This is a genomic window from Vulcanococcus sp. DEBay_Sum22DG08_74, assembly GCF_017852955.1.
GTDB lineage: Bacteria > Cyanobacteriota > Cyanobacteriia > PCC-6307 > Cyanobiaceae > Vulcanococcus.
On record NZ_JAFMKL010000041.1, the window covers coordinates 1 to 13309 of the forward strand.

19 protein-coding genes and 1 pseudogene are annotated in these 13309 nt (G+C 65.2%); 16 read left to right on the plus strand and 4 right to left on the minus strand.

Going from position 1 to position 13309, the window contains the following annotated elements; genetic code table 11:
* Positions 1–43: 43 nt before the first annotated feature.
* On the minus strand, positions 44–577 hold the full coding sequence (locus QZ184_RS06275; RefSeq protein WP_296416041.1) for a hypothetical protein: 534 nt from the start codon (positions 575–577) through the stop codon (positions 44–46).
* 206 nt (positions 578–783) lie between these two features.
* Between QZ184_RS06275 and QZ184_RS06280 the strand changes: the two genes are divergently transcribed.
* Together QZ184_RS06280 and QZ184_RS06285 are read left to right on the plus strand one after the other, a co-directional pair.
* Entirely contained in the window at positions 784–1176 is a 393-nt protein-coding gene (locus QZ184_RS06280) for a phosphoribosyltransferase (protein ID WP_247478701.1), read from the plus strand.
* Positions 1169–1651 (plus strand): nucleoside 2-deoxyribosyltransferase, encoded by a 483-nt coding sequence (locus tag QZ184_RS06285; protein ID WP_296418638.1) that lies wholly within the window; start codon positions 1169–1171, stop codon positions 1649–1651. The genes QZ184_RS06280 and QZ184_RS06285 overlap by 8 nt, the downstream gene beginning before the upstream one ends.
* Here QZ184_RS06285 and QZ184_RS06290 read toward each other — a convergent pair.
* On the minus strand, positions 1637–1837 hold the full coding sequence (locus tag QZ184_RS06290; RefSeq protein ID WP_010317371.1) for a hypothetical protein: 201 nt from the start codon (positions 1835–1837) through the stop codon (positions 1637–1639). The two genes, QZ184_RS06285 and QZ184_RS06290, sit on opposite strands and share 15 nt — an antisense overlap.
* Positions 1838–1943: 106 nt before the next feature.
* Here QZ184_RS06290 and QZ184_RS06295 point away from each other — a divergent pair, with 106 nt between their 5' ends.
* From QZ184_RS06295 to QZ184_RS06320, 6 genes are all read left to right on the plus strand, one after another.
* Positions 1944–2072, plus strand: coding sequence for a hypothetical protein (locus QZ184_RS06295; protein ID WP_256463395.1), 129 nt, complete (start codon positions 1944–1946; stop codon positions 2070–2072).
* Between the two features lie 67 nt (positions 2073–2139).
* Positions 2140–2310 (plus strand): hypothetical protein, encoded by a 171-nt coding sequence (locus QZ184_RS06300; RefSeq protein WP_247478704.1) that lies wholly within the window; start codon positions 2140–2142, stop codon positions 2308–2310.
* A 129-nt stretch (positions 2311–2439) separates the two neighbouring features.
* Positions 2440–2841, plus strand: a complete 402-nt coding sequence (locus tag QZ184_RS06305) for a gamma-glutamylcyclotransferase family protein (protein ID WP_296418640.1) — start codon at positions 2440–2442, stop codon at positions 2839–2841.
* Positions 2842–2844: 3 nt separating this feature from the next.
* Positions 2845–3423: a glutathione S-transferase family protein gene (locus QZ184_RS06310; RefSeq protein ID WP_296418643.1), complete on the plus strand. Its 579-nt coding sequence runs from the start codon at positions 2845–2847 to the stop codon at positions 3421–3423.
* Positions 3420–4070 (plus strand): ligase-associated DNA damage response endonuclease PdeM, encoded by a 651-nt coding sequence (gene pdeM / locus QZ184_RS06315; RefSeq protein ID WP_296416045.1) that lies wholly within the window; start codon positions 3420–3422, stop codon positions 4068–4070. Before QZ184_RS06310 ends, pdeM begins: the two co-directional genes overlap by 4 nt.
* A gap of 194 nt (positions 4071–4264) precedes the next feature.
* Positions 4265–5518, plus strand: coding sequence for a hypothetical protein (locus QZ184_RS06320; RefSeq protein ID WP_363159615.1), 1254 nt, complete (start codon positions 4265–4267; stop codon positions 5516–5518).
* A gap of 3 nt (positions 5519–5521) precedes the next feature.
* Here QZ184_RS06320 and QZ184_RS06325 read toward each other — a convergent pair whose 3' ends face one another.
* Positions 5522–5986: a CBS domain-containing protein gene (locus QZ184_RS06325; RefSeq protein WP_296418645.1), complete on the minus strand. Its 465-nt coding sequence runs from the start codon at positions 5984–5986 to the stop codon at positions 5522–5524.
* A 76-nt stretch (positions 5987–6062) separates the two neighbouring features.
* Between QZ184_RS06325 and QZ184_RS06330 the strand changes: the two genes are divergently transcribed.
* Positions 6063–6599, plus strand: coding sequence for a CDP-alcohol phosphatidyltransferase family protein (locus tag QZ184_RS06330; protein WP_296416046.1), 537 nt, complete (start codon positions 6063–6065; stop codon positions 6597–6599).
* On the opposite strand, the gene QZ184_RS06335 is transcribed toward QZ184_RS06330, so the two are convergent.
* The gene (locus tag QZ184_RS06335; protein WP_296416047.1) at positions 6568–7488 is read right to left on the minus strand and encodes an NAD-dependent epimerase/dehydratase family protein; all 921 of its coding nucleotides are present in this window, start codon (positions 7486–7488) and stop codon (positions 6568–6570) included. The genes QZ184_RS06330 and QZ184_RS06335 overlap by 32 nt on opposite strands.
* A gap of 87 nt (positions 7489–7575) precedes the next feature.
* On the opposite strand from QZ184_RS06335, the gene QZ184_RS06340 reads away from it, so the two are divergent.
* The 7 genes and pseudogenes from QZ184_RS06340 to fumC all read left to right on the plus strand — a co-directional run.
* Positions 7576–8271: a Coq4 family protein gene (locus QZ184_RS06340; protein ID WP_296418647.1), complete on the plus strand. Its 696-nt coding sequence runs from the start codon at positions 7576–7578 to the stop codon at positions 8269–8271.
* Positions 8268–8456: pseudogene (locus QZ184_RS06345) on the plus strand (TIGR02450 family Trp-rich protein); the annotation flags it as partial. The gene QZ184_RS06340 and the pseudogene QZ184_RS06345, both read left to right, overlap by 4 nt.
* A gap of 33 nt (positions 8457–8489) precedes the next feature.
* Positions 8490–9263, plus strand: coding sequence for a 1-(5-phosphoribosyl)-5-[(5-phosphoribosylamino)methylideneamino]imidazole-4-carboxamide isomerase (gene hisA / locus QZ184_RS06350; RefSeq protein WP_296416080.1), 774 nt, complete (start codon positions 8490–8492; stop codon positions 9261–9263).
* Positions 9264–9366: 103 nt separating this feature from the next.
* On the plus strand, positions 9367–9726 hold the full coding sequence (locus QZ184_RS06355) for a transcriptional repressor (protein ID WP_083797938.1): 360 nt from the start codon (positions 9367–9369) through the stop codon (positions 9724–9726).
* Positions 9727–9806: 80 nt separating this feature from the next.
* Positions 9807–11420: a DUF3685 domain-containing protein gene (locus QZ184_RS06360; RefSeq protein ID WP_296418649.1), complete on the plus strand. Its 1614-nt coding sequence runs from the start codon at positions 9807–9809 to the stop codon at positions 11418–11420.
* 40 nt (positions 11421–11460) lie between these two features.
* The gene (locus tag QZ184_RS06365; protein WP_296418653.1) at positions 11461–12027 is read left to right on the plus strand and encodes a thylakoid membrane photosystem I accumulation factor; all 567 of its coding nucleotides are present in this window, start codon (positions 11461–11463) and stop codon (positions 12025–12027) included.
* A partial coding sequence (gene fumC / locus QZ184_RS06370; RefSeq protein ID WP_296418656.1) for a class II fumarate hydratase occupies positions 12024–13309 on the plus strand: 1286 nt, incomplete at its 3' end. The genes QZ184_RS06365 and fumC, both read left to right, overlap by 4 nt.

The window sequence follows — 13309 nt, forward strand, 5'->3', positions numbered from 1 at the left end:
CACGCAGAGAAGAGAACAGGCCCCCTTTAGTCGGAGGTCTTTTTTATGGCGTGGTCGTCCAGCGGCGGCAGATCTTGGCCACCAGCACCTCCCGGGGGTCCTGGGAGTTCAGTTGCCCTTGGCTGATCTTGAACTGCGCCAGGTTCTCGGCCACCCCAGGGATCGAGTCGCGCACGCAATAGGCCGTCACCACCGGGAGTGTCCGACGCGCCCCGTTGGGACCCTCCACGATTGGAGCGAAGCGGGCCACGCGGTAGAGCACGCCGTGCTCCTTCTCGCTCTGGATCAGTGCCTCAGCGGCAGCCAGACGCGCCTGGTCCCCCTCCAGGTCCTTCTGCCAGAAGTCAACGGGGATGCCGTCGCGTTCATTGAAGTCGACGTTTTTCTTGGCCCAGGCGATCTCGGCCTTTAACGACTCGAGATTCACCCGCTGCGCAATGCGTCGGTCCTCCAGTTGAACGCTGCCCTCCTCCACCAACAGCCGTTGACCGGAGCTGGTCTTCACCACCAGATCAGAACCGTCATCTCCGCTCTGGCACCCCACCAGGAGCAGCGCCAACAACAGCAGCAGGCGCATCGGGCCCCATCCATCGTCCTTCCCTTGTAGCGGCTGGCATGAAGATTCAGCGGGAATCAGAACCGACGGTCGCAAACCCTGCAAGCTGAGCGGATGAGCCTCACGCACTGCCCCCTCTGCATCGGCCTGGCCGTTCTCTCGATTGGCCGTGCCGCAGCCCATCTCAGTGGGCTATGGCTCATGCTCAGGGGACCAGACACAGCCGCATGCGCACCCTCAGCTGGGCTGACCTTGACCGGGCCCTAGACGCCACGCTGGAGAAGTTTGAGTCGTCGTCTTGGACGGGGGTCTACGGGGTTCCGCGCGGTGGACTGGTCCTGGCGGTCTGCCTGAGCCATCGCCTGGGCCTACCGCTACTGGATCAGCCAGAGGCGGGTTGCCTGGTGGTCGACGACATCTATGAAACCGGGCGCACTGTTGAGCCCTTCCGAAGCCGCACGGACATCACCACCTTGGTCTGGATCAGCAAGGTGGAACCGCAGTGGTGGAGCGCCCTCGAGGTGAACGACTCGAGCGAATGGGTGCTCTTCCCCTGGGAGAACGCAGCAGCAGCCAGAGCCGATGAACAGCAGTACCGCGCCTCACGCTCCCATGGCTAAACCAACCCTCTATCTGGCCTCGCCCTACGGCTTCTCGGCCCATTGGCGCTCGCGCTTGCTGCCTGACTTTGTCGAGGCCCTTGAGCAGCTAGGGATCGAGGTCTGGGAGCCGTTCACGCGAAATGGTCAGGTGGATCTCGCGCAGCCGGGCTGGGCCTGGCGCGTCGCCCAGGCGGATCTGCAGGACGTGCGTGATGCCGACGCCCTCCTCGCCATCGTCAACGGCACGCCTCCCGATGAAGGCGTGATGCTGGAACTCGGTGCCGCGATTGCCCTCGGGAAACCTGTTTTTCTTTACCGCGATGACTTCCGGCGCTGCAGCGACTCCGAGGACTATCCCCTGAATCTGATGGTCTTCAGCGGCTTGCCCCAGGAAGGCTGGCAGGACTGGCTCTATGGATCGATCGAGGAGCTCAAGGCCCCGAGTAAAGCGCTCATGCAATGGCTCAGGGGCTGGGCGTCAGGCGAGATCTGAGGAAGCGCCAGCGTCTTTGGCCCTTTGGGCGGCACGCATCGCCACCTCGACGGGGATCGTCCCGTTGGCCTCGAGTCCGCTCAGCTGCTGAACCATCTGACGCCGCTGTTCAGGGGTGAGCTTCAACAGATCGGCGAGGACATTGGGGTTGATGCGTCCCAGTCGCTCCCGAGCCAGCCCATCCATCAGCACCGTTCAATCCAGGCATTCCCTCCTAAGCGAAAGACCAAAAAAGCGAACAGCTTTTTCGGCACGCGTCAGCTCACCCAAACAGAGCGCGACAATGCGGCCCATGAACAACCACCGACCCCTCTCGGCTCTGTTTTTGGCCCTGGTCCTCGCCGTGGTGCCCCTCTCAGCGGCCCTGTTGATCCACGGACACGCGAATTTTCAAGCCGTCTTCAGCAATGCTTTCGGATAAGAACCTTTGGGTTTGAGTCCACCCGCGAAATCCCTAGCTACCGCCTGAATAGAGACGGTGGCGCCCAATGTTCTTTTACGAGCTGAACGTCACGCTCCCCCAGCGCATCCTGAGGGTTCCACTGCAGGCAGAGACCCAAGAGCAGGCTTGGCATCTCAGCCGCGACCTCTTCCCTGATCACGACCTGAAGTTGGTGCCTCGGCAGCGGAAGTGTGACCCTGAGTTCTGGGCGATCTAGGGGGCGTCCGATCAGGACTTCTCGAGACGACGCACGATTAAAGCCATCGCACCCAAGGAGCCAGCCAAGGCAATCAGCAACGCAATCGTCATGGGTGGGACCAACGGGGCTCCTGATTATGTCGGCCTGGTGTTCGTCTACGGGACGCTGAAGCGCGGCGAACGCTCCCATGGCCTTCTGGGCGATGCCGCGTTCGAAGGAACGGCGCTCCTCAGTGGTCTGGAGCTCTACAACCTTGGGCCCTTCCCGATGGCGATCTGCAATCCCCAGGCCAGTCGCCCCATCAGCGGTGAGCTCTACAGCATCACGGCCCAGGAACTGCAGGCGCTGGATCGATTCGAGGGAGCACCCCGGCTCTACCGGCGGGAGCTGCGCCGCCTGTCCGATGGTCGCGAGGCCTGGGTCTATCTCGGCAAGCCGCGGCAGGTGCGATTCGCTCCAGTCCTGAGCAACGGTTGCTGGAGCGGATCAGATCAAAACCAACCGACGCCGCTGTCTGCAGCTTCTACGCTCAGGCCGGTTTCCAGCTGATCCATGGCCCTCACCCTGTTCGGCGGCGCCCGCAGCCGCGCCTCCATGCCGCGCTGGTACATGGAAGAACGGGGAATCCCCTACACCTGGCAGCTCCTGGACATGGAGGCCGGGGAGCACCGCCAAGAGCCCTTCACCGCCATCAACCCCTTCGCCAAGGTGCCGGCGCTGGTGGATGAGGATCCCAGCCTGCCCAATGGGCGACTGCAGTTATTTGAAAGTGGCGCAATCCTCCTCTATCTGGCGGAGCGTTTTGGGGGCGAATGCCAGACCGCCGCGGAGCGGGGCCTGGCGCAGCAGTGGGTGCTCTTTGCCAACGCCACCCTGGCCACGGCCCTGTTTGTCCCCTCCAACCGGGAGCGGGAGTTCCCCCGGCTGATGGAAGTGCTCGATCGCAAGCTCGCTAGCGGTCCCCTGATGGGCGGCGACTGGGGCGTCGCCGATTGCGCCGTGAACGCCTACCTGGCCTACCTGCCGATCTTCTTCCCACAGATTGATCTGAGCCCCTACCCGCAGGTTCAAGCCACGATTGCCGCGACCCAACAACGGGCGGCCTACCAACGGGTCATGGGCCAGCGTTGAGCTCCAACGAAACCCTGACCTGGGGCAATAGCCGCCTGGAGTTGCTGCCCCAACGGGCCGCCTGGGATCCAGAGCTCCAGGTCCTTCTGATTGCCGATCTCCATCTCGGCAAGGCCGAGAGCTTTCAGGCGCAGGGGATCCCCTTGCCCAGCGATGGGGATCAGGGGAATCTCAATCGGCTGCTAGAGCTCACGGCCTCGCTTCACCCGCAGCAGGTGCTGGTCCTCGGGGACCTGATCCATAGCCAGCTGGGACTGACCCCTGAACTCCAGGAGAAGCTCGCAGCTCTTCCCGAACTGATGGGGTGCGAGTTGGTCCTGGTCGGAGGGAATCACGATCGCGGCGCCGTCTTTCCCTCGCTGCAGGCCCAACCATCCCTGCAACGCGGCGCCTGGTGGCTGAGCCACGAACCGGAGACGCCTCCGGAGCCTGAGCTGCTCAACATCTGCGGCCACGTGCACCCCGTGGCGGTCCTCGGACAAGGCTCTGATCGGCTGCGGTTGCCCTGTTTTGGCTTGGATTTCAGCCAGCAACGCCTGCTGCTGCCCGCCTTCGGCGAACTCACGGGCGGCCATCCAGCTCCACTGAAGATGCAGCGCTGGGTCATTGCCGAAGACCGGGTTCTGAAACTGCCGGGCGCGAACTAAGCGGTCCCTAGATTGCTGATCTCTGGTCCCTTCATCTGGACACCGCTTCAGCGCCACCGACGAAACAGAAGCGCCCCCATTGGCGACGCAAGCGCTGGATCCCCCTTTGGCTTCCAGCCGGTCTGTTTGCGTTTTTTGTCGCCATCGCGCCGCCCTTGCCCGAGGGCGAGCCGGCCAGAACGGGTTCCTCACGCTTGAGTGCGGTCGGCGGCCAGGCCGAACCCTTCCGCTACCTGCCCGACCAGGACGTCTACGCCCTCGACTTCGACCCGCGCAAGGTCCGCATTGATCTGCTCGAGGGCTGGGACCGGGAGCAGGACGCCTACAACGACTCCTCCGCCCTGGCCTACGTCTCCGGGCCGATGTACGAGCGGCATGTCAACAGCCTGGGCCGGGAGATCACGGTTCCACTGGGGGACCTGAAGTTGGGAGATCAGGTCTGGAGAGGCCGAAACCGAACCGCCGCCCGCCAACGGGCCTTTGTGGGGATTCGCCATGACGGCGGTGCTGATTTCGGCTTTGGCGAACTCACATCCGAGCGGGCCGCTCAGTACGACACCTTCATCGGTGGACTGCACAGCCTCTACAACGATCTTCTGGATCCCCCGCCTGAATACCGCGGCGCCTACAGCGTTTCGATGGGGCAGCAAATCCGCTATTACCTGCCGCGGATTCGGATGGTCATCGGCCTGCGCAGCGATGGTCGCCTGGAGATGCTGATGAGCCGCGATGGCCTGACCCTCGAGCAAACCAAAAGCCTGGCCCGCCAGCGCGGTTTCAAGGCGGCCTACCTGCCCGATCACGCCTCCAAAAGCCGCCTGATCATTCCAGGGGTCAAAGGATTCACCGAGGCCGATGCGAACTGGATCAGCGGTGGAGCCACCAGCTTTGTCCACGTCCCCTACCTGCTGCGGCTGAGCCCCCGCGCCATCCCCCTGCGGGGCAATCTGCTGGCCAGCCTCACGCCGCGCCTGGGACAACGGGATTGCAGCAACCCGCTGCAATGCGGCCAGAGCTTCGGTGCGCAGCTGGCCGACCGCGCCCTCGCCGGGCTGAACCGTCTGATGGAGCAGGGGGTCGAGCCGGTGGCGCGCCTGATCTGGTCGCCCGCACCCCTGGCCCAACCGCCCGGCAGCGCCAAGCGCGCGCCGCTGCGTGAACCGCCGATCACGGCCGATCCCCTAGCCCTCAGGGAACTTCAGGAGAGCGCAGCCAACAGCACGCTCGAGAACGAACTCACGCCTGAAGCCCCCGACCTACCGCCACCCCTGGTGCTGCTGGATGGGCAGCCCTTGCCCCAGGAACCGGAGTTCTTAAACGGAGATGCCGATGCCCTCGCGCCTGCTGAAGTGATGCCCCCGGGGGACTTCCCCCTCGGGGCACCAACTCCACCGCCGCTGCTCCCCCCTCGGCCGCTGCCACCGGTGCTGGCGCCGCCACCGCTCTAGGGATCAGGCCGAGGCCAACGCCCGCACGACATCGCCTCGGGTCAAGACCCCGACCGGGCGCCGCTGCTCATCGAGCACAAACAGCCGCTGCGTGCCCTTTTCATGCAGCAAGCGGGCCGCCTCCGGCAGCAGGGTGTCGCCACTGCAGGTGTGGGGGGCCTGGCTCATCACCTCGCCGACGCTGTTGCCCAGCACCTGATGCACCTGCTTGTCCCACTGCAGCGGGTTGCGCAGATAGATCACGGCGTCGAGCAGCATCACGTAAGGGCCGGCATCAAAGCCGCTCTCACGCACCATCAGGTCCTGCTCGGTCAGCTCGCCCACCAGCGCCCCGGCGGCATCGACCACGGGCAGACCACTGATGTGGTGATCGCTCATCAGCTGCACCGCGTTCTGGAGGGGCGTCTCGCGACCAACGCTGCGAATGGGCGTGGTCATCACTTCGGAGACCCGGCGTTCAACGACCATGACTGCGCTGCGGATGCCGTCATTGTGGCCGCTCCGTCAGGCGGAAGAATGAACCGCAACGCTTGGTCGGAAAGCCATGCCGAACTCCAGCCTCAGCCGGCAGCTTGCCGATGGCCTGACCATCGCCCGCGCCGTCATCGGTCTGCCCCTGATCCTGGCGCTGGTCCAGGGCAACGGCTGGTTGGCCTGGTGGTTGCTGCTGCTCGGGGGCCTCAGCGATGCCGCCGACGGCTGGCTGGCCAGACGCGCCGGGGGCGGCTCGGTCTGGGGGGCCCGTCTGGACCCACTCACCGACAAGATCCTGATCCTGGCGCCCCTGCTCTGGCTAGGCGCTGCAGGTTCCCTGCCGCTCTGGGCGATCTGGCTCCTGCTCGCCCGTGAACTGCTGATCTCCGGCTGGCGCGCTGGGCAAGGCAGCGGAGGACCTGCCTCCTGGGGAGGCAAGGCCAAAACCATCCTTCAATTCGCCGCCCTCTTACTGCTGCTCTGGCCCGGTGGGGGAGCAGCCCCGCTCCAGCTGTTGGGTTTCTGGTTGTTCTGGCCCTCCCTGGCGCTGGCCCTGAGCTCAGCCTGGGGCTACATCACAGCGCCAGCAGCTGATCGTCGGAGCTGAAATCAGGGCTGGTGGGCATCCGCTTGGCGTAGTCGTTGCTGTAGCTGTCGGCGAGGGAGCGCTCGACGTCGTACTGGGGTGTCCAGGCCAGCTCGCGCTGGACCCGATGGATATCGGTCAGGAAATGGGCCATCCGCAGGGGGAAGGCCTTGCGGGCCTTTTTGTCCAGGCTGCTGGGGTCAAAGCTGCGGATCTCAACGGAGGCCGGATCCTTGCCGCAGGCGCGCGCGGCCGCCTCCACCAGACCGCGGAAGCTGATGCCTTGGGCACTCGAGCAGTTGTAGATCCGATTTGCTGCGGCATCGACGCCAATGCTCAGGGCCATCGCCGTGGCGAGGTCGTTGACATGGCCCAACTGGGTGATCGTGCTGCCGTCGCCGGGAAGGGGCACCGGACGGCCATGGACGATCCGATCGAAGAACCAGCTCTCGACAGGGTTGTAGTTGCCCGCACCAACGATGTAGGTGGGCCGGAAGCTGGTGAAGGGGATCTTCTCGGCCGTCAGCCAGGCCTCGGTGTCGAGCTTGCCGCTGTGACGACTCTCGGGATCGGTCGGGGAGTTCTCCGTCAGGGGCCAGAGGGCGCTGTCCGCATAGACACCGGCGGAGCTGACGTAGACAAAGCGATGGCTCGGGGCCCCCGTCACCTCCACAACCGAGCGGCTGTCCGCCACGGTGCGGCCGGAACTATCGACGATCACATCAAATTGACGACCGGCCAGAGCCGATAGGCCCTCAGCCGTACTGCGGTCGCCACAGAGGTGCTCGACGCCAGCGGGAACCGGGTTCTTGCCGCGGGTGAACAGGGTGAGTGCATGGCCCGCGTCCTGAAGCTGTTGCACCAGGGGACGGCCCACAAAACGGGTTCCGCCCATCACCAGGATCTTCATCGCAGCAGCCCACAGGTCTGACCATTCAAAACGCTGGGCACGTCCTTGAAGCCCTCTGCAAACTGAGGGTTCTGACGGGCAAAGGCCATGGGCCGCTTCAACGAGGTTCTGCGCTCCCTCAACAACCTCAAGTTGCTGGCCGCCGTGGGCCGCAGTGGCGGTGAGCTGAGCAACATCGCCGATCTGGTGGACAACTTCCTTGGCAGCCCCCAGATGGAGGACTGCATCAGGCGCTTCCGCGCACACCCCGGAGGGGCCGCACTGATGGACGGCCGCTACCCGCCGCTGCAACCACAGATCGAGGCGCTCGAAGCACTGCCGGCCGGAAGCCTGGGACGGGAGTACGCCCGCTTGATTCGCCAGCTGGGCTACGACCCGGAATTCTTTCGCCCCAGGCCGATCGAGAGCGACGGCCAATGGCTGACGCAACGCATTGCGACCACCCATGACATTCACCACGTCATCAGCGGCTTTGGCACCGAACGGGCAGGGGAGACCGGGGTGCTGGCGATCACGGCCGCGCAGATCGGCTTTCCGGCCTATGTCCTGCTCACCAGCGCCAGCCAACTGGCGAACTTCCGCTTCAAGCTCGAGGAGTTCGAAAGCATCAGCGCCGCCGCCGCCCATGGCTCGGCCATCGCTCACCAGGCCCAGTGCCTGGCCATCGCCCGCTGGGAGGAAGGCTGGGAGAAACCCATCAACCAGTGGCGCCAGGAACTGGGAATCCAGGATCCTGCGGACAACGCCCCCTACGGCCTGGCCCTGCAGCTCGGCCAGGGATGAAGTGGCCGCAGCAGTGGACCGCCCAGGCCAACGTCCTTGGTCAGACGCGGGGCTATCGCCACTTTCGTGTTCTCGGAGAGAGCGGCAAGGGGAAGGAGCGACGGCTGGCGCTTGAAGCCGTGCTGGATCGGGCGTTCCGCCTTGAGGTACCGCTGGTGCAACTGCGGGATCGCAGCCTCTGGCAGCCTGGCTGGCAGTCCTTGAGCCGACCGGCCTCCATGCAGATCATCCCCGCCATCGACCTGCTGGATGGCCATTGCGTTCGGCTGCATCAGGGTGATTACGGCCAGGTCACCCGCTTCAACGATGACCCGGTGGCGCAGGCCCTCGATTGGCAGCGGCAGGGGGCGCAACGGCTGCACCTGGTCGATCTCGACGGGGCCAAAACCGGTCAACCGGTCAATGACCAGGCGGTCAAGGCCATCACCTCAGCCCTCTCGATTCCCGTCCAGTTGGGCGGCGGTGTCCGCAGTGCCGAGCGGGCCGAGGAACTGCTGCAGTGCGGCCTCGATCGGGTGATCCTCGGCACCGTGGCGATCGAAAAGCCTGAGCTGGTCAAAGAACTCGCCAGCCGTCACCCGGGCAAGGTCGTGGTGGGAATCGATGCCAAAGACGGCCTAGTGGCCACCCGTGGCTGGATCGAAACCAGCACCGTCCAAGCCACCGAACTGGCCAAGAGTTTTGAAGGCAGCGGCGTCGCCGCGATCATCAGCACCGACATCGCCACCGATGGGACCTTGGCCGGGCCGAACATCGACGCCCTGCGCGCCATGGCCGAGGCCAGCAGCATCCCAGTGATTGCCTCGGGCGGGATCGGCACCCTCGAGGACATCCTCTCGCTGCTCTCCATTGCACCCCTGGGGGTGAGCGGCGTCATCGTCGGCCGCGCGCTCTATGACGGCACGGTGGATCTCGCCGAAGCCCTGCAGGCCATCGGTCCAGAGCGGCTCCAAGACGCACTCAATCCGCCTACGGGTTCTATAACGGTGTAAGAGACCTTTTTGGGTCGTGGCTGGTTCCTCAGCACCCAACAACGCATCGGCCGGCGGGACCCACGGGGTGGATCTCGCCTATTCCCGCTGCAAAGACCTGGGAATGCGGCTCTCACGCCAGCGTCGGATGGTGCTCGAGCTGCTCTGGGACGAGCGGGATCACCTCAGTGCCCGCGACATCTTTGAGCGGCTCAACGCCAAGGGCCGCAACATCGGCCACACCTCCGTCTACCAAAACCTTGAAGCGCTCCAAAGCGCAGGGGTGATCGAGTGTCTTGATCGCGCCAATGGACGGCTCTACGGCTACCGCAGCGATCCCCACAGCCACATCACCTGCCTCGAGTCCGGTGCCATCCAGGATCTGGATGTGGAATTACCCGCCGATCTGCTCGATCGCATTGAAGAGCAAACCGGCTATCGGATTGAGAGCTACACGCTCAATCTCAGCGGACGGCGGCGCTAAGTGCGCCAGAGCCTTGAGCAGCACTGGAAACGGCGTCAATCCCCGTTAACTTGAGCGCCATTAAGGCTCAACCCTGATCCGTGCCCGAGGCGAAGGACGCACCTCCGATCCTGATCCTGGCGGAGCCCCTGATTCAGGCGGGCCTGGAGCGGTTGCTGGAGGAGTCGTTCCAGCTCAAAGCAGCCAGCGACCCAGACAAGGGAGCCATCGCCCTGGTGATCTGGAGCATCAGTGCTGGCATGCCTGCGGCCACGCTGGAGCGAGAACTCGCCCAGCTGCGCGATCGCTGGCACCCGGCACCGCTGCTGCTGCTCCTACCGGCGGAATCCGACCTACCCAGCAGCTGGCTGCTGCAGTTGCCGGCTGAAGGTCTGCTGCAACAGGCGGAGCCCCAGGAGATCCGCGCCGCCGTTGACACCCTGCTGACGGGCGGACGGGTGGTGGAACTGCGGCCGCTGCGCGGGATCGAGCAACCCGAGCAGAGCCGGGAGGCGCTGGGCCTTGGCCAGTGGCTGCTGCGCAGTGGCCTGGCTCAAATCGAAGCGGAAGCGCTGCGCTGCCGCCGCTGGCTCGACCTCCAGCCGGTGGGCCTGAACGCCCTGCTGTTGGCGGGTCGGCTGCGGGAACTTGCCCTGGCCAAACGGCTGCTGCTTTGGCTCTGGGGGCCGATCAGCATGGCCTTCCCGTCTGAGGCTCCGCTGCAGCGCCCGGAGCCGCAGGCCGTCGTTGGCATCACCCTGCGGGAGCGCACGGCCATCGGGGTCTGGGAGGCCATCCAAGAGCGGTTGATCACGGCCGCCTCCACCGGTCTCAGCAACCAAAGCGGTCAGCTGATGGCCCTGGAGGGACTGAACACGGACCACCGCCGCGATCTGCTGCTCGCCCTGCTGGCCCAGTTCGACCTCCTGATCACCCGCTTCCGCCACGAGCAGCTGCGCGGTGTGGCTCTGGAAGAGCGTTGGCTTGGGCAGCAACCGGAATTGCGTCGCCTCTCCATGCGGGCCATGGCCGGTGAATACGTCCAACTACCGCTTGAGGGAGGCCTGCTTCCCGTCGCCCAGAGCCTGAGTGAGGCCAGTGACCTCACCGCGGTGGATCCAGAACTCCCGGCTGCCCTGCCGATGCTCGCGGCCCTGGTCTGCGCCCAACCGATCCTGGTGGACGGCCGCCTGTTGGCCCCCGATGAACCCCAGGCGCTGCTCCACCTGGAGGCACTGATCAGCAACTGGCTGATTCGCACGGCGGAACTGATCAGCGCAGAAATCCTCGCCAGCTGCAGCACCTGGCCTGATCTGCGCCGCTACCTCCTGCGCAGTGATCTCCTGCCCACACGGAACCTGGAGCGACTGCGCAACCAGCTGAACTCCCAGCAACGCTGGGACAGCCTGTTTGAGAGGCCCGTCCAGCTCTACGAAAGCCGCCGCTTGCTCTATGGACTCAAGCAAGGCGCCATCGTTCCGATCGAGCACATGGAACCCCGGGACCGGGAGTTGCAGCAGCTCAGCTGGGGCCAGCAACTGATCACCCTCGTGCTGGAGGGTCGCGATGCCCTTGCCCCCCAGGTCCAGGCCCTGTTCAGGCGACTCGGGGATCTGGTGGTGGTGGTGCTGACCCAGGTCATTGGTCGGGCCATTGGCCTGGTCGGCCGCGGAATCCTCCAGGGCATGGGCCGCAGCATCGGCCGCGGTTCCTGACCTGCTGAAGGCCACAATGGCCGCAGCTTTCCCTGCGTTGATGCCCCGCACCCTGGCCCGGCTGCTGAAGCCCCTTGCAGCGCTGGCCCTCTGCTTGGTTCTGGTGCTGGGCCTCGCCGCACCAAGCCAGGCCGCGCGGGACACCAACAGCTACGACGGCAATATCTACGCGCTCTACGCGGGCAACGGCTCCCTGGTGCCGCCGCGAAGCACCCTCTCGCAGGCCTTGGAGGAGCACCGGGTGATCATCCTGGGCTTCTTCCTCGATGACAGCGCCGCCAGCAAGCAGTACGCCGTCGTCTTCAACGAACTGCAGCGCCTCTGGGGCCGCAGCGCTGAGTTGATCCTGCTGCAGACCGACCCGCTGCAGAACCGGGAGACCCACGGCACCATTGACCCCGCCAGCTACTGGAAGGGCCAAATCCCCCAGGTCGTGGTGCTCGACCGCGAGGGCAAGGTGGTCCTCGATGAAAGCGGGCCCGTGAGCATCGACGCCATCAACGAAGCGCTCAGCGGCATCACCGGGCTCCGTCCCCAGGGTGATACGAAGCTCAGCCTCAACCGCGAGGTCAACGAACTCAACAGCGAAATCGTCGCCGCCCCATGAGTCAGCGCCAAGAGACCGACAGCCTCGGGGTCATCGCCGTTCCCGCGGAGCACTACTGGGGCGCCCAGACCCAGCGCTCCATAGGGAACTTCCCCTTCGGCCAGCGCATGCCCCTGGCGATCGTGCATGCCTTTGGTCAGCTCAAGGCGGCCTGCGCTGAGGCGAATCGCGATCTCGGCAAGCTGGATGCGGCCCTCTGCAGCGCCATCGTGACCGCTGCCGAGCAGGTGGCCGCTGGTGATCTGGATCAGGAGTTCCCGCTGAAGGTCTGGCAGACCGGCTCGGGCACCCAGAGCAACATGAACGCCAACGAGGTGATCGCCAACAAGGCGATCGAGGCCCTCGGCGGTGAACTGGGCAGCAAGAGCCCGGTGCACCCCAACGACCACGTCAACCTCAGCCAATCGAGCAACGACACCTTCCCGGCGGCGATGCACATCGCCGTGGTGATCGAACTGGAGCAACGTCTCCTGCCCGCGGTTGAGGGCCTGGCGGCGGCCCTGCAGGCCAAGGCCACGGCCTACGCCGATCTGGTCAAGATCGGCCGGACCCATCTCCAAGATGCGGTGCCCCTGAGCCTGGGCCAGGAATTCAGCGGCTACGTCGCCCAGCTGCAGCTGGCGATTGAAGCCATCCGCCAGAGTCTGCCGCGGGTGCGGGAGCTGGCCATCGGTGGCACGGCCGTGGGCACCGGCCTCAATGCCCCGAAGGGCTTTGGCGAGGCAGTCGCGGCGCGGCTCACGGAGCGGCTTGGAACCGCCTTCAGCAGCGCCCCCAACAAGTTCCAAGCCTTGGCGGGCCATGAGGCCCTGGCCTCAAGCCATGGCGCCCTGACGGTGCTGGCGGGCTCATTGATGAAGATCGCCAATGACATCCGCTGGCTCGGCAGCGGACCACGCTGCGGCCTCGGGGAACTGGTCCTGCCGGAAAACGAGCCGGGCAGCTCGATCATGCCGGGCAAGGTCAACCCCACCCAGTGCGAAAGCCTGACGATGGTGGCGGCCCAGGTGATGGGCAACAACACCGCCGTTCAGATCGGCGCCAGCCAGGGCAACTTTGAGCTGAACGTCTTCAAGCCCCTGATCGCCCACAACGTGCTCGAGAGCATCGAGCTGCTGGCGGGCGGCTGCACCAGCTTCCGCGAGCACTGCATCGAGGGCCTCAAGGCCAATGAACAGCGCATCGAGCGGCTGCTGAATCAGAGCCTGATGCTCGTGACGGCCCTGACCCCCGCCATCGGCTACGACCGCGCCAGCGGCATTGCCAAACATGCCCACAAGCA

Excerpts from the sequence above, each read along its gene's own strand:
- QZ184_RS06355 (WP_083797938.1), top strand. The coding sequence starts at position 9,367 with ATGCGGCTCTCACGCCAGCGTCGGATGGTGCTCGAGCTGCTCTGGGAC.
- QZ184_RS06295 (WP_256463395.1), top strand. The coding sequence starts at position 1,944 with ATGAACAACCACCGACCCCTCTCGGCTCTGTTTTTGGCCCTGGTCCTC.
- hisA (WP_296416080.1), top strand. The coding sequence starts at position 8,490 with ATGCAGATCATCCCCGCCATCGACCTGCTGGATGGCCATTGCGTTCGG.
- QZ184_RS06325 (WP_296418645.1), bottom strand. The coding sequence starts at position 5,986 with ATGGTCGTTGAACGCCGGGTCTCCGAAGTGATGACCACGCCCATTCGC.
- QZ184_RS06310 (WP_296418643.1), top strand. The coding sequence starts at position 2,845 with ATGGCCCTCACCCTGTTCGGCGGCGCCCGCAGCCGCGCCTCCATGCCG.
- QZ184_RS06280 (WP_247478701.1), top strand. The coding sequence starts at position 784 with ATGCGCACCCTCAGCTGGGCTGACCTTGACCGGGCCCTAGACGCCACG.
- QZ184_RS06285 (WP_296418638.1), top strand. The coding sequence starts at position 1,169 with ATGGCTAAACCAACCCTCTATCTGGCCTCGCCCTACGGCTTCTCGGCC.
- QZ184_RS06365 (WP_296418653.1), top strand. The coding sequence starts at position 11,461 with ATGCCCCGCACCCTGGCCCGGCTGCTGAAGCCCCTTGCAGCGCTGGCC.
- QZ184_RS06340 (WP_296418647.1), top strand. The coding sequence starts at position 7,576 with ATGGGCCGCTTCAACGAGGTTCTGCGCTCCCTCAACAACCTCAAGTTG.
- QZ184_RS06330 (WP_296416046.1), top strand. The coding sequence starts at position 6,063 with ATGCCGAACTCCAGCCTCAGCCGGCAGCTTGCCGATGGCCTGACCATC.
- QZ184_RS06335 (WP_296416047.1), bottom strand. The coding sequence starts at position 7,488 with ATGAAGATCCTGGTGATGGGCGGAACCCGTTTTGTGGGCCGTCCCCTG.
- QZ184_RS06275 (WP_296416041.1), bottom strand. The coding sequence starts at position 577 with ATGCGCCTGCTGCTGTTGTTGGCGCTGCTCCTGGTGGGGTGCCAGAGC.
- QZ184_RS06300 (WP_247478704.1), top strand. The coding sequence starts at position 2,140 with ATGTTCTTTTACGAGCTGAACGTCACGCTCCCCCAGCGCATCCTGAGG.
- QZ184_RS06290 (WP_010317371.1), bottom strand. The coding sequence starts at position 1,837 with ATGGATGGGCTGGCTCGGGAGCGACTGGGACGCATCAACCCCAATGTC.